Below are 19,389 nucleotides of genomic sequence, written 5' to 3' on the forward strand. Positions count from 1 at the left end.
GTACGCTTGCCCCGAGGCGAAGGCTCGGAGGAAGCCGGTGTGAATCCGGCGCGGTCCCGCCACTGTCACCGGGGAGCGAGCCCCCACCACAGGCCACCGAGAGGGAAGGCCGGGGGTGAGCGCCGATCCGGGAGCCAGGAGACTCCGGCCGTCGTGACACCCGCGACCGGGGCGAGGACCCCGAGGGAGGACGTTTCGCGTGCCCACAGTCCTGCTGCTGTCCACATCCGACACCGACCTGCTCAGCGCGAGGGCCAGCGGTGCCGACTACCGGCTCGGCAACCCCGTGCGACTGACCGATCTCCCCCTGGACGGCGTGGACCTGGTCGTCGTCCGCCTGCTCGGCGGCCGACGCGCCTGGGAGGAGGGCCTCGACACGCTCCTGGCCGGCCCCTGCCCGGTCGTGGTGCTCGGTGGGGAGCAAGCGCCGGACGCCGAGCTGATGGAGCTGTCCACGGTGCCCGGCGGCGTGGTCGCCGAGGCGCACGCCTACCTCGCGCAGGGCGGCCCGCGCAACCTGGCCGAGCTGCACTCCTTCCTGTCCGACACCATCCTGCTGACCGGTCACGGCTTCGCGCCGCCCGAGGCAGCGCCCGCCTGGGGCCTGCTGGAACGCGATTCCACGGGCGACGGCCCGGTGATCGGCGTCCTGTACTACCGGGCCCACCACATGGCCGGCAACACCGGCTTCGTCGAGGCCCTGTGCCAGGCGGTCGAGCAGGCCGGAGGCAGGGCGCTGCCCGTGTTCTGCTCCTCTCTCCGTACGGCGGAGCCCGAGCTGCTCGCCACCCTGCGCCAGGCCGACGCCCTGGTCGTCACCGTGCTCGCGGCAGGCGGCTCCCGTCCGGCCACGGCGGGAGCGGGTGGCGACGACGAGGCGTGGGATGTCGGCGCCCTCGCCCAGCTCGACGTGCCGATCCTGCAGGGCCTCTGCCTGACCACGAGCAAGCAGGCGTGGGAGGAGAACGACGACGGCCTCTCGCCCCTGGACGCCGCCTCCCAGGTCGCCATCCCCGAGTTCGACGGGCGCATCATCACCGTGCCGTTCTCCTTCAAGGAGGTCGACCCGGAAGGGCTGACCGTCTACGTCGCCGACCCCGAGCGGGCGGCTCGCGTGGCTGGCATCGCCGTACGGCACGGCCTGCTCCGTCACACCCCGCCTGCTTCCAGGAAGCTGGTGATCATGCTGTCGGCGTACCCGACCAAGCACTCCCGGGTCGGCAACGCGGTCGGCCTGGACACCCCGGCCAGCACGGTCATGCTGCTCAAGCGGCTCGCGGAGGCGGGCTACGACCTCGGCGACGGCTTCCCGGGCGTGGCCGAGCAGGACGGCGACGCGCTCATCCACGCGCTCATCGCCGCCGGCGGGCAGGACCAGGACTGGCTGACCGAGGAGCACCTGGCGGGCAACCCGGTGCGCATCCCCGCTGCCGACTACACCGCCTGGTACCAGACGCTTCCCGCCGACCTGCGCGAGGCGATGGAGCGCCACTGGGGCCCGCCGCCGGGCGAGCTGTTCGTGCACGAGGGTGACATCGTCATGGCCGCGCTGCGCGCCGGGAACCTCGTGGTCATGGTGCAGCCGCCGCGCGGCTTCGGGGAGAACCCGATCGCCATCTACCACGACCCCGACCTGCCGCCCAGCCACCACTACCTGGCCGCCTACCGGTGGTTGTCGGCGGAGTTCGGCGCGCACGCGATGGTGCACGTGGGCAAGCACGGCAACCTGGAGTGGCTGCCGGGCAAGTCGGCGGGCATGTCGGCCTCCTGCGGCACCGACGCGGCGATCGGGGATCTGCCGCTGGTCTATCCGTTCCTGGTCAACGACCCCGGCGAGGGCACCCAGGCCAAGCGCCGGGCGCACGCCGTGCTGGTCGACCACCTGGTGCCGCCGATGGCTCGGGCGGAGACCTACGGCGACATCTCCCGGCTGGAGCAGTTGCTCGACGAGCACGCCACGATCGCCGCGATGGACCCGGCCAAGCTGCCCGCCATCCGCGCCCAGATCTGGACCTTGATCCAGGCCGCCAAGCTCGACCACGACCTCGGGATGGAGGACCGGCCGCACGACACCGAGTTCGACGACTTCATCCTGCACGTGGACGGCTGGTTGTGCGAGGTCAAGGACGCCCAGATCCGCGACGGCCTGCACGTGCTCGGCCAGGCCCCCGAGGGTCAGGTACGGGTCGACCTGGTGCTGGCGATGTTGCGGGCGCGGCAGATGTGGGCGGGTAAGGAGACGCTGCCCGGCCTGCGTGAGGCGCTCGGCCTGGCCGAAGACGGCTCGGCGAGCCTGTCGGCGGTGGACCGCGCGGAGTCGACCGCCCGTGCCCTGGTGGAGGGCATGGAGTCGCGGGGCTGGGAGCCGTCGGCCGTGCCCAGGGTGGTGGGTGAGGTGCTGGACACCCCGGACGAGCTGGTCGGCAGGATCATGACCTTCGCCGCCACCGAGGTGGTGCCCAGGCTGCGCCGTACGACCGACGAGATCGACCACGTCCTGCACGCCCTCGACGGCGGCTACGTGCCCGCCGGTCCGAGCGGCAGCCCGTTGCGCGGTCTGATCAACGTGCTGCCGACCGGCCGCAACTTCTACTCGGTCGATCCGCGTGCCGTGCCCAGCCGGCTCGCCTGGGAGACCGGCCAGGCCATGGCCGACTCGCTGCTGCAGCGCTACCGCGACGACCACGGCGAGTGGCCGCGCTCGGTGGGCCTGTCGGTCTGGGGAACCAGCGCCATGCGTACGGCGGGCGACGACGTCGCCGAGGTCCTCGCGCTGTTGGGCATCCGCCCGGAGTGGGATGAGATGTCCAGGCGGGTGACCTCGCTGCAGCCCATCCCCATGGAAGAGCTCGGTCGCCCACGCATCGACGTGACCGTCCGCATCAGCGGCTTCTTCCGCGACGCCTTCCCGCACGTGGTCGCCATGCTCGACGACGCGGTACGGCTGGCAGCCGCGCAACAGGAACCCGACGCCGACAACTACGTGCGCGCCCACGTCCAGGCGGACGGCAACGTCAAGAGAATCTTCGGCTCGGCCCCGGGAGCCTACGGCGCGGGCCTGTTGCCGTTGATCGACAGCCGCAACTGGCGCGACGACGCCGACCTGGCCGAGGTCTACGCGGTGTGGGGCGGCTTCGCCTACGGCCGCGACCTGGACGGCGTGCCGGCCAGGCAGGAGATGGAGAGCGCCTACCGCAGGATCGCCGTGGCCGCCAAGAACGTCGACACCCGCGAGCACGACATCGCCGACTCCGACGACTACTTCCAGTACCACGGCGGCATGATCGCCACCGTGCGCGCCCTCACCGGCAAGGCCCCCGCGGCCTACGTCGGCGACAGCACCCGGCCCGACGCGGTGCGCACCCGCACCCTGTCGGAGGAGACCTCGAGGATCTTCCGCGCTCGCGTGGTCAACCCGCAGTGGCTGGCCGCGATGCGCAGGCACGGCTACAAGGGAGCCTTCGAGCTGGCCGCGACCGTCGACTACCTGTTCGGCTACGACGCCACCACCGGGGTCATGGCCGACTGGATGTACGACAAGCTCACCCAGGCCTACGTGCTCGACGCCGAGAACCGGGCGTTCATGGAGAAGTCCAACCCGTGGGCGCTGCACGGCATCGCGGAACGCCTGCTGGAGGCGGCCGAGCGTGGCATGTGGGAGCACCCCGACGAGGAGACCCTGCGCGACCTGCAGGAGGTCTACCTCAAGACAGAAGGCGAGTTGGAGGACCGGTGAAGCTGTACGGTGTGGGCCTCGGCCCCGGTGACCCGGAGCTGGTGACCGTCAAGGCCGCCCGGCTGATCGGCGAGGCTGACGTGATCGCCTATCACGCTGCCCGGCACGGGCGCAGCATCGCCCGTTCGATCGCTCTGCCGTACATGCGGGAAGGCCAGATCGAGGAGTTGCTGCAGTACCCGTTGACGGTCGAGACGACCGACCATCCGGGCGGCTACCAGGGAGCGCTCGACGACTTCTACGTTGAGTGCGCGGCGCGACTGGCCGCTCACCTGGACGCCGGGCGCACGGTGGTGGTGCTCGCGGAAGGCGATCCGCTCTTCTACGGCTCCTACATGCACATGCACAAGCGGCTGGCCCACCGCTATCCGACCGAGGTGGTGCCGGGCGTGACCTCGGTGAGTGCGGCGGCGGCAGTCCTGGGACGGCCGCTCGTCGAGCGCGACGAGGTGCTGACCGTGCTGCCGGGCACGCTGCCCGCCGAGGAGCTCACGAAGCGGCTGCGGGCGACCGACTCGGCGGCCGTGCTCAAGCTCGGGCGGACCTTCGAGAAGGTGCGCGAGGCCTTCGCCGAGGCCGGGCGGCTCGACGACGCCTGGTACGTCGAGCGTGCCACCATGGGCGCCGAGCGGGTCGCTCCGCTGAAGGACGTCGACGCCGACGGCGTGCCGTACTTCTCGCTGGCGTTGCTGACGAGCCCGTCGTCGGTACGGCTAGCGCCGGAAATTCCGGGAATGTCGGTTAAAGGGGAGGTGTCGGTCGTCGGGCTCGGGCCTGGTGGCAGGCCATGGCTCACCCCCGAGGCGCAGGACGCTCTGGCGGTGGCGACCGACATCGTCGGATACGGGCCCTATGTCGACCGGGTGCCCCCGAATCCGCGCCAGGAACGCCACCGCACCGACAACCGGGTCGAGGCAGAACGCGCCCGGCACGCCCTGGAGCTGGCCCGCTCGGGGAAACGGGTGGCCGTGGTCTCCTCCGGAGATCCGGGGGTGTTCGCGATGGCGACGGCGGTCCTGGAGGCCGCACAGGACTACCCGGATGTCCCGGTCCGGGTGGTTCCCGGGCTGACCGCCGCCCAGGCGGTCGCCTCGCGGGTGGGCGCGCCGCTGGGCCACGACTACTGCGTGATCTCCCTGTCCGACCTGCTCAAACCGTGGGAGGTGGTCGCCGCCCGGCTGCAGGCCGCGGCCAGGGCGGACCTGGTGCTGGCGCTCTACAACCCGGCCTCGAAGAGCCGCACCTGGCAGGTCGCCGCCACGCGTGACCTGCTCCTGGAGCACCGAGCGCCCGCCACGCCCGTGGTGATCGGACGGGACGTCGGCGGAGCGGGGGAGACGGTCAGGGTGACGACGCTGGCCGAGCTCGATCCCGACCAGGTGGACATGCGCTGCCTGCTGATCATCGGCTCTTCCACGACCCGGGTGACCCCGCAGGGCACGGTCTTCACCCCACGCCGATATCCCTGAGCGCGTCGGCGACCGTCTCCACGCAGGTCAGGCCGCGTGGCAGCGGCGGGCGCTCGACCACGATCAGCTTGAGCCGCCGCTGACGGGCGGCGGTGAGCTTGGCCTTGGTCAGCTCGCCGCCGCTGTCCTTGGTGACCAGGACGCCCAGCCGGTGCTGGTCGATGAGCGCGAGCTCCCCGTCGAGGTCGTACGGCCCGCGCCCCAGGACGACGTGGACGTTGCCAGGAACGGGCCCCTCGGGCGCGTCGACCGACCTGGCCAGGAACCAGACGCCCGGCAGCCCCGCGAAGACGGGCAGGCTCCGGCGGCCGGTGGTCAGGAACACCCGGTCTCCGGGCGCCAGCTCTGCCGCCGCCGCCTCCAGGGACGGCACCCGCACCTCGCCGGGTCCCTCCGGCCAGCCTGGACGGCGCAGCACCACCAGCCGCACCCCCGTCGCCCGTGCGGCCTCGGCCGCCGACGCGGTCATCCGCGCCGCGAACGGATGAGTCGCGTCGACCAGCACGTCGGGCCGCTCCCGTTCGAGCCAGGCGGCAAGGCCCGCCGGGCCGCCGAAGCCGCCCTCGCGCACCTCGCCGATCGGCAGGCGGGGATTGTTCACCCTCCCGGCCAGGGAAGACGTCACCCGGACGCCTCGCCCGACCAGCTCGGCCGCCAGCGCCCTGGCCTCGGCGGTGCCGCCCAGGATCAGGACCCGCACGCGCGGTCCCGGGCGGTGCTGTACAGGTGGCTGTCGGGGAACTCCGAGGCGGTCAGCACCCGTCCGACCACGATCACCGCGGTCCGCTTGATGCCGCTCTCGTGGACCTGATCGGCGATGCCTTCCAGGGTGCCGCGCAGGATCCGTTCATCGGCGCGGCTGGCGTAGGCCACCACGGCGACCGGGCAGTCGGGCCCGTAGAGCGGCAGCAGCTCCGCCACCACCGCGTCGATGCGCTGCACGGCCAGGTGCAGGACCATCGTCGCCCGGCCCGCGCCGAGCGTCGCCAGGTCCTCGCCCGGCGGCATCGGGGTCGCGCGGGCGGAGGTCCTGGTCAGGATGACGCTCTGCCCGACGCCCGGCACCGTGAGCTCCCTGCCCAGCGAGGCCGCCGCCGCGGCGAACGCCGGAACCCCCGGCACGATCTCGTACGGCACGCCCAGCGTCTCCAGCCTGCGCGCCTGCTCGGCGACGGCGCTGAAGATCGACGGGTCGCCGGAGTGCAGCCGGGCGACGTCCAGTCCCTGGGCGTGCGCCTCGGACAGCTCCGCCACGATCTGATCGAGCGTCAGATCGGCCGTGTCCACCCGGCGTGCCTCGGCAGGACAGGCGTCGAGCAGTTCGCGCGGCACGAGCGAGCCCGCGTACAGGCACACGGGGGCCCGCTGGAGCAGCCGCAGCCCGCGCACGGTGATCAGGTCGGCGGCGCCGGGGCCGGCTCCGATGAAATACACCGTCATGAGTCCTCCTTGCCAACCGTCCACACCGTCACGGGCATCGCCGGGCGCCACCCGGTGAAGGAGCCCAGAGGGCTCGCCCGCTGCACGTCGAGCCGCACCAGGTCGCCGCCCAGCCTGCCGTACCACTGCGCCATCAGCGCCTCCGACTCCAGGGTGACCGCGTTGGCGACCAGCCGCCCGCCGGGCCGCAGCGCCGACCAGCAGGCCTCGACCAGCCCGGGGACGGTCACGCCACCGCCGATGAAGATCGCGTCGGGCTCGGGCAGCCCCTGGAGCGCCTCGGGCGCCCTGCCGATCACGACCTCCAGTGCGGGGACGCCCAAAGTCTCGGCGTTGCGGCCGATCCGTTCTGCCCGGTCGGCGCGGCTCTCGATCGCCACGGCGCGGCAGGAGGGGTGGGCGCGCATCCACTCGACGGCGATGCTGCCCGCGCCCGCGCCGACGTCCCAGAGCATCTGGCCGGGCAGGGGGGCCAGCCTCGACAGGCTCACCGCGCGCACCTCGCGCTTGGTCAGCTGGCCGTCGTGCTCGAACGCCTCGTCGGGCAGACCGGGCACGCGCGGGAGCGAGGGCATGGAGGCCGGGCACTCGACCGCGACGATGCGCAGACCGGAGTCCGGTCGCGGATCCGGCGCGCCCAGGTCGGTCAGCACCGTGAGGCGGCTGCCGGGATCGACCAGCTTCCTGACGGCCTCCTCGGAGGAGCCCAGCACCAGCACCCGCCGCCCCGGCGCCAGCACGGCGCGCAAGGCCGCCAGCGGGCGCCCCACCGCGCTCACCACCTCGACCTGCTCCACCGGCCAGCCCAGCCGTGCGCATGCCAGCGACACCGACGACGGATGCGGCAGCACGCGGACCCGTTCGGCTCCCAGCAGCCGCACGAGCGTCGAGCCGATGCCGTAGAAGAGGGGGTCGCCGCTGGCCAGCACGCAGACCGCCCGTCCGGCGAGCGAGTCGAGCAGCGCCGCGAGATTCGGCAGCAGCGGCGACGGCAGCACCACGCGCTCGGCCGCGCCGGGAGGGATCAGATCCAGCTGCCTGGGGCTGCCGACCAGCACCTGCGCCTGATCGATCGCCGCTCGCGAGCCCGGCAGCAGCCCGTCCCAGCCGTCGGCTCCGATGCCCACGACGGTGATGTCGGCGAAAGCCTCACCGTGGCTGAAAAGGGTCACGGCATATCCTGGCACACTCATGAGCGTGAAGCGGCTAACCGTCATCGGGATCGGCGCGGGCGACCCCGATCATCTGACCCTCCAGGGTGCCAAGGCCATCGCGGCCACCGACGTCTTCTTCATCCTCGACAAGGGAGAGGAGAAGAGTGACCTCGTCCGGCTCCGCCACCGGCTCATCGAGGACCACGCCCGCGAGCCGTACCGGATCGTCGAGGCGCGCGACCCCGAGCGTGACCGCACCACCCCCGCCTACACCGAGGCGGTCGAGGACTGGCGCGAGCGCCGGGCCGCGCTCTACCTGCGGCTGATCGACGAGGCCCTCGCCGAGGGGCAGACCGGCTCCTTCCTCGTCTGGGGCGACCCCGGCGTCTACGACAGCACCCTGGCGATCCTGGAGCGCCTGCCCGGCTTCGAGATCGAGGTCGTTCCCGGCATCAGCGCCGTGGCCGCCCTGACCGCCCGCCACCGCGTCAGCCTCACCAGCGTGGCCAGCCCGCTGCACCTCACGACCGGCCGCCGCCTCTCCGAGCAGGGCCCCACGGCCGACGACATGGTCATCATGCTGGACGCGCGATGCGCCTTCGACGGGCTCGACGACTTCGACATCTACTGGGGCGCCTATCTGGGCACGCCGGACGAGATCCTGATCGCCGGACCGGTTGCGGAGGTCGGAGAGCGCATCAAACGCGAGCGTGCGCAGGCCAGGGAGCGCAAGGGCTGGATCATGGACACCTACCTCCTGCGGCGCCGCTGACCGCGATCAGGCGCGCCCGGAGCCGGTGAGCTGGGCGGCCATGAGGGTGCTGTAGGCGCCGGGTGTCTCGATGAGCTCCCGGTGGGTGCCGATCTCGGCGACTCGTCCGCCGTCCAGGACCACGACGCGGTCGGCGGTGAGAATGGTCGACAGGCGGTGGGCGATGACCAGCGTGGTGCGGTTGCGGCGCACACTGGTCATCGCCGCGGCGACCTCCTGCTCGCTTTCGGAGTCGAGGTTGGAGACGGCCTCGTCCATCACCAGGATCGGGGCGTCCTTCAGGATCGCGCGGGCGATCGCGATGCGCTGGCGCTGGCCGCCGGACAGGCGGGCGCCGAGTTCGCCGGGCAGGGTGTCGTATCCGTCGGGGAGGCCGGTGATGAACTCGTCGGCCAGTGCGGCGCGGGCGGCGGCGACGACCTCCTCGCGGGTGGCTTCTGGCCTGCCCAGGCGGATGTTCTCGATCAGCGGGATGTTGAAGAGGTAGACGTCCTGGGGGACCAGGGTGATGAGGCGGCGCAGGTCGTCCTGGGGGTAGTCGCGGATGTCGTGGCCGCCGATGGTGATCGAGCCGGCGTTCACGTCCCACAGGCGCATGAGGAGGCTGGCGCAGGTGGACTTGCCCGCGCCGGAGTGGCCGACCAGGGCGACGGTCTCGCCGGGGGCGATGTCGAAGGTGGCGTCGGTGACGGCGTCGGGGAGGGCTGTGCCGTACCGGAAAGTGACGCCGGTGAAGGCGACGTGTGGCGAGATGGGGCCGGGCGGGGGCTGGTCGACGAGGTCCTTGACCGGGGCGGGGGTGTTGAGGATGGTCATGATGCGGTCGCCCGCGGCGATGACGAGGTTGAGGTCGCGGGCGACGTCGGTGACGGCGACGACGGGCGCGAAGGTGGTCCCCGCGAGCACGACCGCTACGGGGAAGAACACGGCTTCCAGGGTGCCGCCGGTGACGAGGAGGGCGGCGGTGAGCAGGACGGCCAGCAGGCCGAAGGTGGTCAGGGCATTGGTGGCGGAGTGTTCCAGGCCGGAGCGGCGGCCATGGGCGAGCTTGGCTTCCAGGAGCCGGTCGTCCTGTACGGCGAGGCGGTCGAGCTGCCGGGTGCCCGCGCCGGAGGTGATGAGCTCGCGCAGGCCCTGGAGGGTGTCGACGGCCTCGGCGTTCAGCTCGCCGACGCGGGCGCGCAGTTCGGCGCCCTGGGTCTCCGCGCGGCGGCGCAGCCAGGCCGGGACGAGGGCGAGCAGGATCAGGGCGGGTGCCAGGGCGACGGCCAGGGTGGGGTGGAAGACGCCGAGGGCGGTCAACGCGGCGACGGGGACGGTGGCGGCGCTGACCAGAGGGCTCAGGGTGTGGGCGAACCACAGTTCGAGCTGCTCGACGTCGGAGATGGCGGCGGAGCCGAGGTCGCCGGAGCGGCGTTCGAGGAGGTAGCCGGGGGCCAGGCGGTCGAAGGCGCTGTAGACGCGTCCGCGAACGTCGGCGAGCACTTTGAAGGCGGCGACGTGGGCGAGGTAGGACTCCAGCCACGGGGTGACGGCGAGCAGCGGCAGGAGAACACCCAGGGCGATGAGGCCGCCGCGCAGGTCGTCGGGCGAGGCGCCGGTGATAGCGCGGCTGACCACCCAGGCGCCGACGCCGGCGGAGGCGAGGACCACGAGGTGGTGGGCGATGCCGCTGAGGATCGCGGTGATCACCAGCCAGCGGTGGGGGCCGAGCAGGCGGGCCAGAGGCATCAAGCGGCGGATCATCGGGAGGCTCCTTCCTGGGCGGCGACCAGGCGGGCGTAGGCGCCGCGCCGGTTGAGCAGGCTGGTGTGGTCGCCCTCTTCGACGATCCGGCCGTCGGCCATGACGATGACGCGGTCGGCGTCGCGGACCGTGGACAGCCGGTGGGCGATCATGATGGTGGTCCGGCCGCCGGTCAGCGCGTCGAGGGCTTGCTGGATGCCGGACTCGTTGGCGGCGTCCACGCTGGAGGTGGCCTCGTCGAGCACGAGGATCGGGGCGTCCTTGAGCAGGGCGCGGGCGATGGCGATGCGTTGCCGTTCACCGCCGGACAGCTTGAGACCGCGCTCGCCGACGATCGTGTCCAGGCCCTGAGGGAGGTCGTGGACGAAACCGGCGCGCGCCGCCTGGATGGCCGCCTCGATCTCGTCGTCGGTGGCTGACTGTCTGGCCAGGGTGAGGTTGTGCCGGACGGTGCCGTGGAAGAGGTAGGTGTCCTGGGAGACCACGGCGATCATCGAGCGCAGCTCCTCCAGCGGCAGGTCACGAACATCGGTGCCGCCGATCGTGATCCGGCCCTCGACGGTGTCGAAGAAGCGCAGCAGCAGGGCTGACACGGTCGTCTTGCCGGCGCCGGAGCGGCCGACCAGGGCGACGCGCTCGCCTGGGGCGATGTCCAGGGTGAAGCTGTCCAGGGCGGGCTTGGCACGCTCGCCGTAGGTGAAGGTGATCCCGTCGAAGGAGACGCCCTTGCCCGACGCCTTGCCGGACCCCTGCGCCTGGACCGGGGCATCGAGCACCTCGAAGATCGCGGTCAGGGACGGGACGGCGTTGTAGCTGGCGTGGTAGGCCGACTCCAGATCCTTCAACGGGCGGAAGCACTCCGCGGTGAGCATGAGGATCAGCAGCAGCTCGGTCACGGTCAGTTCGCCGGCGGCCAGCCGCATCGCTCCCACGCCGAGCGCCACGGCGGTGCCCAGCCCGACGGCGAAGGCGACCCCGCCCACGTAGAGGATCACGATGGCCATCAGCCGCACCGAGTCGCGGCAGAACGCCTCGGCCAGCTTGGCGAGCTCGGCACCCCGGCGCCCGCTGGCGTTGAACGCCTTCAGCGTGGCCATGCCCTGCAGCGCGTCCAGGTTCTCCGCGTACAGGCCCTTGTAGCCCTTGAACCAGGCAGCGTTGCGCTGCCTGAGCACCCGGTTCGACAGCAATGGGATCACCGGCATCAGCACCGAGCAGACCAGCACGACCACGCCGATGATCGGGTCCAGCACGAACAGGTAGGCGGTCACCCCGACGGCTCCGACCAGCGCCGCGCACATCTGCGGCAGGAACCTGCCGACGTAGGCGTCCACGGTCTCGACTCCGTCGACCAGCGAGGTCTGCGTCGCGCCGGTCCGTCCTCGCTGCGCCCACGACGGCCCGAGCAGGAGCAGCTTGGCGGTCAGCTGCCGCCGCAGTTCCTTCTTGATTCCCGCCGACGCGCGCAGGGCGACACTCTCCCGTACGGCCAGCGCCAGGCTGCGCACGAGCTGCAGCACGACGATCCCGGCGATGAGCCAGACGATCGAGGAGACCGGCTCCCCGGCGAAGATGCGGGCGAGCGACTGGGCGACCAGGATGCCCTGGCCGACGTAGGTCGCGGTGATGGCCAGCAGCAGCCCGACCAGCCCGGCCAGGCGCAGGCGGACTTCCGGCGACAGTGCCAGCAGTCGCGTGATCACTGTTCCTCCTTGAGCTCGAAGACGAGCTGGGTGCGCTGTACGGCACGCACGCCGTACACCTGGGAGATACGTTCGGGGGTCAGCACCTCGTCCGGGGTGCCGCCGGCGACGATGCGTCCGCCGTCCATGAGGTAGAGGCGGTCGCAGGAGGTGGCGGCCTGGTTGAGGTCGTGCAGCGCGGCCAGGGTGCTGACGCCGAGGCCGCGTACCAGGCGGAGGATCTCCAGCTGGTGGCGGATGTCGAGGTGGTTGGTGGGCTCGTCGAGCAGGAGCAGGCGGCTCTGCTGGGCCAGCGCGCGGGCGATGAGGACGCGTTGCTTCTCGCCGCCGGACAGGGTGGCGAAGTGGCGCTTGGTCAGGTGTCCTGCGCCGACGCGTTCGAGGGACTGGGCGCAGATGAGCTCGTCGGCCGTGGTGGTGCGGTCGAGGGGGCGTTTGTGCGGGGTGCGGCCCATGGCGACCATCTCGGCCACGGTGAAGTCGAGCTCGCTCGGGGTCTCCTGGGCGACGACCGCGGTGCGCCTGGCGGATTCGCGGGCGGTGAGCCGTACGAGGTCCACGCCCTCGACGGTGATGAGGCCGGCGGCCGGGCGCAGGGCGCGGTAGGCGCTGCGGAGCAGGGTCGACTTGCCGCAGCCGTTGGGGCCGAGCAGACCGACGAACTCGCCCTCGTTCACGGTCAGATCCGCGCTGTGGACGATCTCCCGGCTGTCGATCGTGAGGGAGACGCCGTTCAAGAACAGGGTCATCCGCGCCTCCGCAACAGCCACAGGAAGAACGGGACGCCGAAGACGGCGGTGACGATGCTCAGGGCCAGCTCCTGCGGCGCCGCGATGGTGCGGGCCGCGACATCGACGAGCTGGAGGAAGACCGCGCCGAGCAGGGCCGAGACGGGCAGGACGCGGCGGTGGTCGGCGCCGACGAGCATGCGCGCGGTGTGCGGGATGATCAGGCCGACGAACGCGATGGCACCGCTGGTCGCGACCAGCACCCCGACCAGCAGCGAGGTCAGGATGAACAGCCGGGCGCGCAGGAAGGTCACGTTGACGCCGAGCGAGACGGCGCTCTCCTCGCCGGAACTGAGCGCGTTGAGCGGGCGGTGCTGGACGAGCAGGTAGGCGAGTCCGGCCAGGAGGACCACGGTCGGGATCGGCAGCACCTCCCAGCGGGCGCCGCCGAGGCTGCCCATGAGCCAGAAGAGCACCTGCTGCGCGGCCCGGCCGCTCTGGGCCTGCTGCAGGACGTAGCTGTAGACGGCTTGGAAGAGGTAGGCGAGGGCGACTCCGGCGAGCACGAGACGGGCCGGGGTGATGCGGCCCGAGCGCTGGGCCAGGACGTAGATGAGGACCAGGGCGAGCAGCGCGCCGAGGAAGGCGGCCATCGACAGCGACAGGCCGCCGAGCACCGACGAGCCGAAGATGAAGACGATCACCGCGCCCATCGACGCGCCCGAGGAGACGCCGAGCAGGAACGGGTCGGCGAGCGGGTTGCGGACCAGGGCCTGAAGCACCGCGCCGACCACCGCCAGGCCGGCTCCGACGAGCAGAGCCAGCAAGGCGCGGGGGAGACGGAACTCCCAGATGATCTGGGTCTGGGCGGGCGTTCCCGAGCCGGTGATGATGCCCCACACCTGGGCAGGGCTGAGGTGGACCGCGCCGACGGTCATCGCGAACAGCGTCGCGCCGACGGCGGCCAGCGTCAGCGTGGAGAGAACCGTCCAGAGCCTCATTACTCGAAGGCCTCGGGGTGCAGGAACTCGGCGATCTCGACGACTGCCAGGATGTTGCGGTACCCGGGGTGCTGGGCGGCGGCGGGCAAGGCCAGGTAGCGCTGGTCCTGGGCGGCGGGGCTGTTGCGGGCGATGGCGAAGGCTTCGGCCGCCTTGTCCGGTGCGGTGGGCATGTCCTTGCCCATCAACGTGGAGTACTCGGTGACCAGCAGTGCCTGCGGCTCGGTGGCGGCGATCTTCTCGGCGTTCACCTCGGTGTAGTCCGCCTTCACGTCGCCCAGGACGTTCTCGCCACCCGCGAGGGTGATCATCTGGTTGGTCAGCCCGGCTCCGCCGTACGCGTTGACCGGCCCCTTGCCGCCGTCGGTGGCCAGCACCTTGACCTTGGGCAGGCTCGCGACCTTCTTGGTCGCGTCGTCCAGCGTGCCGCGCAGCTCGGTGATCAGTTTCTCGGCTCGGTCGGGGATGCCGAAGATCGCGCCGAGGTTGCGGAGGTCGGTGAACGTCTGGTCGATCGTGAAGTCGAGCTGCTTCTCCGGGCTGCACCAGCCGCCCAGCAGGTAGACCGGGGTTCCGGCGGCCTGGAGCTCCTCGGCGGTGGCGAACCCGCCCGCGGCGTCGAAACTGGCCGAGGAGTTGTCGAGCACGAAGTCGGCGCCTTGGGAGAGCATGACCTCCTTCTGCGGAAGCATGATCGTCGGCGAGATCTCCTGGATCTTGTCGTAGTGCTCCTTCTGGCCGGGCAGGAACTCGCTCTCGGAGAAGTTGGTGCGGGCGGCGATGCGGTCCTGAAGGCCGAGGGCGAGCAGGGTTTCCAGGGCGGGTTGGTAGCCGGTGACGACCTTGGCCGGGGGCTGGGTGAAGGTATAGGACCGGCCGCAGTTCTCGATGGTGACGGGGAAACCGGGCGCGGCTGCCTGAGGGGTGGTGGCCGTCACGGTCGGCTGGGCACCGCAGCCTGCCCGGGCGACGGCGGACAGCAGCAGGGCGAACCGCCTCATGGATACCCACTCCTTGCGAAGAACTTCTACTTGCAAATGATTCGCAAATTAGGCCCGTCTGGATGAGGGGGTCAAGGCCACTAGGTCACTTGTTGCGGTATTAGTGTTGTTGCGCATAGTTTGCAATAACCGCGCGTGAGGGGATAGACCGATGGCTCAGTACTCGCTTCCCGATATGCCGTACGACTACGCAGCCCTGGAGCCCGCCATCACCGGCGAGATCCTGGAGCTGCACCACGCCAAGCACCACGCCGCCTACGTCAAGGGCGCCAACGACACTCTTGAGCAGCTCGCCGACGCCCGTGACAAGGAGCAGTTCGGCGGCCTGGTCGGACTGGAGAAGACCTTCGCCTTCCACCTGTCAGGCCACGTCCTGCACACCCAGTTCTGGCAGAACCTGTCCCCGGACGGCGGCGACCGCCCCGACGGTGAGCTGGGCGACGCCATCGTCGAGCACTTCGGTTCGTTCGAGGCGTTCCAGAAGCAGCTGACCGCCGCGACCGTCGGCGTGCAGGGCTCCGGCTGGGGTGTGCTGGCTTGGGAGCCGCTGGGCCGTCGCCTGATCGTCGAGCAGGTCTACGACCACCACGGCAACGTGGGCATGAACACCACGCCGCTGCTGGTGTTCGATGCCTGGGAGCACGCCTACTACCTGCAGTACCGCAATGTGCGCCCGGACTACGTCACCAAGCTGTGGGACCTGATCAACTGGACCGACGTCATCAGCCGCTACGACGCGGCCAAGGGCGCCTGACCCCATGTCTTCGGCGCCCGCCCGCCGGCAACGGGCGCCGAAATCCTCCTCGTCCCAGCCCGGGACATCGCCACCTTCCTCCCGGCGATCGCCGACGTGGGCGGGATGTGCTTCACCGGCTCGCCGTGGCGCGAGCCGTACCCGAAGGCCAGGAGCGTCGCCGCGCGGGTGCTCGCCGACAGCGAGCGGCCCGGGTTCGTGCTCGCGCTCGCCGTCGCCGGGGACGAGGTGTACGGCTTCGCCTACGGTCACCGGTGCTCGGCGCTCGCTGGCTGTCCACCCATCCGGCCGCCAAGGCCGCGATCGGCCTATGCCGGCGGCGAGGCTGGGGAGCCGTCGCCGTGAGGGGCCCGGCCCAGGTGATCATGCGGAAGGCGTGACGCGCGGGTCCACAGCAGTACGGCCAGCACGATCGTGAAGCCGGTCCAGGCCAGGTAGATCCCGGGAAGCCCGAGCTGCAGGTGCAGCCCGAGCAGCCAGCTCAGGGGGATGAGCATCAGGTAGTCGCCGGCGAGGTTGGCGGCCATCACCGACCGGGTGTCGCCGTGGGCGCGCAGGAAGCTGCCGTGGGCCATCGCCCACACCATCGGCGCGAGGCTGAGCAGTGCCAGCGGCACGGTCTGCCACGCCAGCGTGATGACCTCGGGGGAGTCGGTGAAGGCCCGCAGCAGGGCCGTCCCTCCGGCCAGGACCAGCACGGCCGGGACAGCGTAGACGATCAGCAACAGCCGGATCCCGGTGCCCCGCCATCGCTCCGCGGCGGCGCGGTCGCCGGCGCCCGCCTCGTGCCCGGCCAGGATGGCGACCGAGGAGGCGGCTGAGGCCATCACGGTGAAGACGACGAGCAGCAGGTTGTCGACGATCCGGTAGGCGGCCAGCTCCGGCGTGCCCAGCCGGGCAGCGAAACCGGCGATCAGCGCCTCGTTCAGGTAGCCGACGCCCATCGCGCTCATCTCGGGCCAGCCGAGTGTCCACAGCCGCCGGGCCACGGGCCGCCGGTCGCCGGGAACGTGCGGAAGGCGGGCGCGGGTGTAGGCGAGCAGGACCGCCGTGCCCACGACCGTCGCGGCCAGGGTCGCCAGCGCGGCGCCGGTCACGCCGAGGCCCGCTGTGAAGATCAGCAACAGTCCCAGGGGGAGATTCACCACGTTGACGACGAGCGCGTTGTACATCGCGGCACGTGTCGCGCCGACGCCCGAGCAGGCAGCCAGCAGCGTGAAGGTAGCGGCGGCGAACGGCACCGCGAACGCCAGCACCCGCAGATAGTCGCCGCCGATCCCGACCAGCTCGGCAGGGGAGCCCAGCAGCGTGAGCACCGGTTCCGCGCCGCCGTACAGCACGGCCCCGATGACCAGCCCGGCCAGCGCGGAGGTGGCGACCCCCACGCGGACCGCCTGGACGACGCCGCCCTCGTCGCCCGCACCGTGGGCCTGGGAGACCCTGATCTGTACGGCTGTCGCCCACCCCCGCACGATGACCAGGGCGATCAGGTAGACGGGCGCGGCCAGGGCGAAGGCGCCCAGCGCCGCTGTCGAGTGCCGGGCGAGCATGATCGTGTCGACGACGTTGACGATGATCTGGGTGAGCCCGGCCACGAGCAGCGGCACGGTCAGCGCCCACATCCGCCTCACAGGACGGCCCGAGCGGCTTCCAGCAGGCCGGTGTCACGGTCGAGGAGGATCACGGTGTCGATCCTGGAGGTGCGCCACACCGCCAGCCGTTCGATCATCGCCTCGATCGGACCGAGCAGCGCCACCTCGTCCAGCAGCCGGTCGGGCACCGCTTTGGTGGCCGCTGCCTTGTCGCCGTCGGCCAGGTGCTTGCGGATGTCGTGGGCAGGACCTTCGTAGCCCATCTGGGTGACCACGTCGGCGTAGGTATTACGCACACCGGGAGCGGCGGCTCCGATGAGGTGGGCGTACAGGGGCCGTAACCGCTCCCGTCCCTCCTCGACCGTGGGCGCGTGAGCGACGTACAGGATGGGGCAGATCCGCACGTCCTCCGCCCGCCTGCCGGCTCGGGCGATGCCCTCGTCGAGCGGGGCCAGAATGGCGCTCTCGTGCTCGGGCGCGTACATGCCCGACAGCCAGCCGTCGGCGATTTCGCCGGTCAGCGCCAGGTTGCGGGCCCCGATGGCGGCCAGGTAGATCGGGATGTCCGGGCGCAGCGGGGTCATCTCCGAGCGGATCGCACGGGCCCGGCCGGTCGAGCCGGGTCCGGTGTAGGGCAGCGTGTACAGCTCGCCGTCGTAGCTCACCCGGTCCTCGTGGGCGATGGCGCGGCGCACGATCTCGACATACTCCCGCGTACGGCGCAGCGGACGCTCGTACGGCAGGCCGTGCCAGCCCTCCACGATCCACGGCACCGACAGGCCGAGGCCGAGCTGGAACCGGCCCTTGGACAGCACGTCGAGCGTCATCGCGGTCATCGCCGTGGCGGCCGGGGTGCGGGCGGGGATCTGCATGATCGCGGTGCCGAGCTCGATGCGCTCGGTCACCGCGGCCAGGTAGCCGAGCACGCTGACCGCGTCGGGGCCGTACTCCTCGACGCTCCACACCGAGTCGACGCCGATGCTCTCGGCGCGCTGGATGACCGGGAGCACCTCTTCCATGGATTCGCCGCCGTATCCCATGGCCAGTCCGAGCCGCATACGTTCTCCTTTACGCGAAGGGCAGGGGTTGCCGCGCGAGGTCGGGGGAGGCGGGCAGCCGGGCGCCGCCGAGGAAGGGGAAGGCCGCCGGCGCGTCGCAGTACAGGCCGGGCACCAGGACCCGGGCGACGTGCAGCCCGGTGTCCGGCATGGTCAGGTCGACCGCGTAGGCCCTGAAGCCCTGCTCGGTGAGCGAGCGCGGCGTCTCGGAGAGCTCGGGTCCCGACGGGAGCCGGAGCCGGTCGAGGCCGCCGTCCTGGAGACGCTCGTCGAGGTAGACCTGGACGTGCAGGCGGACGTCGTTGACGTCGCGCCAGCCGCGCGGCAGGTCGTCGAGGTAGCGCCGGTCCGCTCTGCGGCGCAGGTACGGCCGCTGCCCCACATCGCGGCGCAGCAGGACGCGGCCGGTCTCGTAGGTGCCGATCGCCTCGGTGAACGCCTTGGCGGCGGCCTCTTCCTCGGTGGCGCGGCAGGCGCTGCCGAACCCGACGACCCTGCGCGCCCGGTCCTCCACGAACGCCCCTGCCACGATCGCGTCGAACGGTGTCGGTATCCGCAGCAGCGACACGGTCAGCCCGGCGTCGGCGGCCTCACCGAGCGCCGTGGCTAGTGGTCCCTTCACGGGCTTCGGCAGCGGGGAGGCGGGCGAGCCGCCGTGCCACCAGACCGTGACCGCGTCGCGCTCCAGCACCTCGCGCAGAGCCGCCTGCCTGGCCCCTTCGAGGGTCGGCCCGGCGGCCGTACCGGCGAGCACGGGATAGTTGGTGGGAGGCTCGGATCGGCGCGGTCCGGCGAAGTAGTTCACGTACACAAGCGAAGCGGGCACCAGCACCTTCTCGCCGGAGGTCAGGTCCTCGGCGGGCGCCCAGGTGATCTCCAGGTCGGGCGTCATCGGGACGAAGGGGAATCCGCGCGCCCGGTACTGCGCCGGGGAGTAAAGGGCGAAGGATCCCGGGTGCACGGCAGGCTCGGTGAGCTCGCGGTAGGCGGCGCGGCGCAGATCGGCGGGCACCTGGTTGGCGCAGTGCCGTTCGACGGCCTCGCCGATGGCGGCCAGTCGCGCCGCCTCGTCGTCCCCGAGCGCCGCTCCGCCGGTGATCTCAGATCCGGTGGCGGTGTAGGAGATCAGGCTGGCTATCACGGGGTCGGCCGGGGTGTCGCGGCGGACCTGTGCGATCACGCGTGCTCCTCTCCGAGGGAGGCCGGGGCCCCTGCGCACGGGGCCCCGGCCGTGA

Annotated in this window: 16 protein-coding genes and 1 riboswitch; of the genes, 5 read left to right on the forward strand and 11 right to left on the reverse strand. The window is 71.6% G+C overall.

The genetic code is table 11. The features are described 5' to 3' along the window. Nucleotides 1-27 precede the first annotated feature (27 nt). Nucleotides 28-145, forward strand: a riboswitch (cobalamin riboswitch). 54 nt (nt 146-199) lie between these two features. Further along, nucleotides 200-3,736, forward strand: a complete 3,537-nt coding sequence (gene cobN, locus ACIBH1_RS42995; RefSeq protein WP_397319868.1) for a cobaltochelatase subunit CobN — start codon at nt 200-202, stop codon at nt 3,734-3,736. Beyond that, complete coding sequence (gene cobJ / locus ACIBH1_RS43000; RefSeq protein WP_397319869.1) at nt 3,733-5,205, forward strand: precorrin-3B C(17)-methyltransferase; 1,473 nt, start codon at nt 3,733-3,735, stop codon at nt 5,203-5,205. Before cobN ends, cobJ begins: the two co-directional genes overlap by 4 nt. Here the strand turns inward: cobJ and ACIBH1_RS43005 are convergent. From ACIBH1_RS43005 to cbiE, 3 genes are read right to left on the reverse strand one after another with little or no spacing between them, the layout of a single operon-like run. Next, complete coding sequence (locus tag ACIBH1_RS43005) at nt 5,183-5,905, reverse strand: cobalt-precorrin-6A reductase (RefSeq protein ID WP_397319870.1); 723 nt, start codon at nt 5,903-5,905, stop codon at nt 5,183-5,185. The genes cobJ and ACIBH1_RS43005 overlap by 23 nt on opposite strands. Further along, nucleotides 5,893-6,645 carry a precorrin-4 C(11)-methyltransferase gene (gene cobM, locus ACIBH1_RS43010; protein ID WP_397319871.1) on the reverse strand — a complete coding sequence of 251 codons (753 nt, stop codon included), beginning with the start codon at nt 6,643-6,645 and terminating at the stop codon, nt 5,893-5,895. The genes ACIBH1_RS43005 and cobM overlap by 13 nt, the downstream gene beginning before the upstream one ends. Continuing rightward, on the reverse strand, nt 6,642-7,817 hold the full coding sequence (gene cbiE, locus ACIBH1_RS43015) for a precorrin-6y C5,15-methyltransferase (decarboxylating) subunit CbiE (protein WP_397319872.1): 1,176 nt from the start codon (nt 7,815-7,817) through the stop codon (nt 6,642-6,644). Before cbiE ends, cobM begins: the two co-directional genes overlap by 4 nt. Nucleotides 7,818-7,836: 19 nt before the next feature. Between cbiE and cobF the strand changes: the two genes are divergently transcribed. Continuing rightward, nucleotides 7,837-8,571 carry a precorrin-6A synthase (deacetylating) gene (gene cobF, locus ACIBH1_RS43020; RefSeq protein ID WP_397319873.1) on the forward strand — a complete coding sequence of 245 codons (735 nt, stop codon included), beginning with the start codon at nt 7,837-7,839 and terminating at the stop codon, nt 8,569-8,571. A gap of 6 nt (nt 8,572-8,577) precedes the next feature. Here the strand turns inward: cobF and ACIBH1_RS43025 are convergent, their stop codons facing one another. From ACIBH1_RS43025 to ACIBH1_RS43045, 5 genes are read right to left on the reverse strand one after another with little or no spacing between them, the layout of a single operon-like run. Further along, nucleotides 8,578-10,317, reverse strand: coding sequence for an ABC transporter ATP-binding protein (locus tag ACIBH1_RS43025; RefSeq protein ID WP_397319874.1), 1,740 nt, complete (start codon nt 10,315-10,317; stop codon nt 8,578-8,580). Further along, complete coding sequence (locus ACIBH1_RS43030) at nt 10,314-12,020, reverse strand: ABC transporter ATP-binding protein/permease (RefSeq protein WP_397319875.1); 1,707 nt, start codon at nt 12,018-12,020, stop codon at nt 10,314-10,316. The genes ACIBH1_RS43025 and ACIBH1_RS43030 overlap by 4 nt, the downstream gene beginning before the upstream one ends. After that, nucleotides 12,017-12,769, reverse strand: a complete 753-nt coding sequence (locus ACIBH1_RS43035; protein ID WP_397319876.1) for an ABC transporter ATP-binding protein — start codon at nt 12,767-12,769, stop codon at nt 12,017-12,019. The genes ACIBH1_RS43030 and ACIBH1_RS43035 overlap by 4 nt, the downstream gene beginning before the upstream one ends. Further along, nucleotides 12,766-13,749: a FecCD family ABC transporter permease gene (locus tag ACIBH1_RS43040; RefSeq protein WP_397319877.1), complete on the reverse strand. Its 984-nt coding sequence runs from the start codon at nt 13,747-13,749 to the stop codon at nt 12,766-12,768. The genes ACIBH1_RS43035 and ACIBH1_RS43040 overlap by 4 nt, the downstream gene beginning before the upstream one ends. After that, nucleotides 13,749-14,750: an ABC transporter substrate-binding protein gene (locus ACIBH1_RS43045; protein ID WP_397319878.1), complete on the reverse strand. Its 1,002-nt coding sequence runs from the start codon at nt 14,748-14,750 to the stop codon at nt 13,749-13,751. Before ACIBH1_RS43045 ends, ACIBH1_RS43040 begins: the two co-directional genes overlap by 1 nt. Nucleotides 14,751-14,901: 151 nt before the next feature. On the opposite strand from ACIBH1_RS43045, the gene ACIBH1_RS43050 reads away from it, so the two are divergent. Together ACIBH1_RS43050 and ACIBH1_RS43055 are read left to right on the forward strand one after the other, a co-directional pair. After that, on the forward strand, nt 14,902-15,504 hold the full coding sequence (locus ACIBH1_RS43050) for a superoxide dismutase (protein WP_397319879.1): 603 nt from the start codon (nt 14,902-14,904) through the stop codon (nt 15,502-15,504). Nucleotides 15,505-15,609: 105 nt separating this feature from the next. Further along, a complete protein-coding gene (locus tag ACIBH1_RS43055; protein ID WP_397319880.1) occupies nt 15,610-15,849 on the forward strand; it encodes a hypothetical protein in 240 nt (79 codons plus the stop codon). On the opposite strand, the gene ACIBH1_RS43060 is transcribed toward ACIBH1_RS43055, so the two are convergent. From ACIBH1_RS43060 to ACIBH1_RS43070, 3 genes are read right to left on the reverse strand one after another with little or no spacing between them, the layout of a single operon-like run. Beyond that, a complete protein-coding gene (locus tag ACIBH1_RS43060) occupies nt 15,813-17,126 on the reverse strand; it encodes an MATE family efflux transporter (RefSeq protein ID WP_397319881.1) in 1,314 nt (437 codons plus the stop codon). The two genes, ACIBH1_RS43055 and ACIBH1_RS43060, sit on opposite strands and share 37 nt — an antisense overlap. A 5-nt stretch (nt 17,127-17,131) precedes the next feature. Further along, nucleotides 17,132-18,154 carry an LLM class flavin-dependent oxidoreductase gene (locus ACIBH1_RS43065; RefSeq protein WP_397319882.1) on the reverse strand — a complete coding sequence of 341 codons (1,023 nt, stop codon included), beginning with the start codon at nt 18,152-18,154 and terminating at the stop codon, nt 17,132-17,134. Between the two features lie 10 nt (nt 18,155-18,164). Next, the gene (locus ACIBH1_RS43070; protein ID WP_397319883.1) at nt 18,165-19,334 is read right to left on the reverse strand and encodes a YcaO-like family protein; all 1,170 of its coding nucleotides are present in this window, start codon (nt 19,332-19,334) and stop codon (nt 18,165-18,167) included. Between the last annotated feature and the right edge of the window lie 55 nt (nt 19,335-19,389).

The organism is Nonomuraea sp. NPDC050663, assembly GCF_044456985.1.
In the GTDB taxonomy this organism is placed as follows: Bacteria; Actinomycetota; Actinomycetes; order Streptosporangiales; family Streptosporangiaceae; genus Nonomuraea.

Bases quoted from the DNA above. Each gene is read 5' to 3' on its own strand.
- cobM (WP_397319871.1), bottom strand. From the start codon at position 6,645: ATGACGGTGTATTTCATCGGAGCCGGCCCCGGCGCCGCCGACCTGATC.
- cobF (WP_397319873.1), top strand. From the start codon at position 7,837: ATGAGCGTGAAGCGGCTAACCGTCATCGGGATCGGCGCGGGCGACCCC.
- ACIBH1_RS43025 (WP_397319874.1), bottom strand. From the start codon at position 10,317: ATGATCCGCCGCTTGATGCCTCTGGCCCGCCTGCTCGGCCCCCACCGC.
- ACIBH1_RS43035 (WP_397319876.1), bottom strand. From the start codon at position 12,769: ATGACCCTGTTCTTGAACGGCGTCTCCCTCACGATCGACAGCCGGGAG.
- ACIBH1_RS43040 (WP_397319877.1), bottom strand. From the start codon at position 13,749: ATGAGGCTCTGGACGGTTCTCTCCACGCTGACGCTGGCCGCCGTCGGC.
- ACIBH1_RS43045 (WP_397319878.1), bottom strand. From the start codon at position 14,750: ATGAGGCGGTTCGCCCTGCTGCTGTCCGCCGTCGCCCGGGCAGGCTGC.
- ACIBH1_RS43050 (WP_397319879.1), top strand. From the start codon at position 14,902: ATGGCTCAGTACTCGCTTCCCGATATGCCGTACGACTACGCAGCCCTG.
- ACIBH1_RS43055 (WP_397319880.1), top strand. From the start codon at position 15,610: ATGTGCTTCACCGGCTCGCCGTGGCGCGAGCCGTACCCGAAGGCCAGG.
- ACIBH1_RS43060 (WP_397319881.1), bottom strand. From the start codon at position 17,126: ATGTGGGCGCTGACCGTGCCGCTGCTCGTGGCCGGGCTCACCCAGATC.
- ACIBH1_RS43065 (WP_397319882.1), bottom strand. From the start codon at position 18,154: ATGCGGCTCGGACTGGCCATGGGATACGGCGGCGAATCCATGGAAGAG.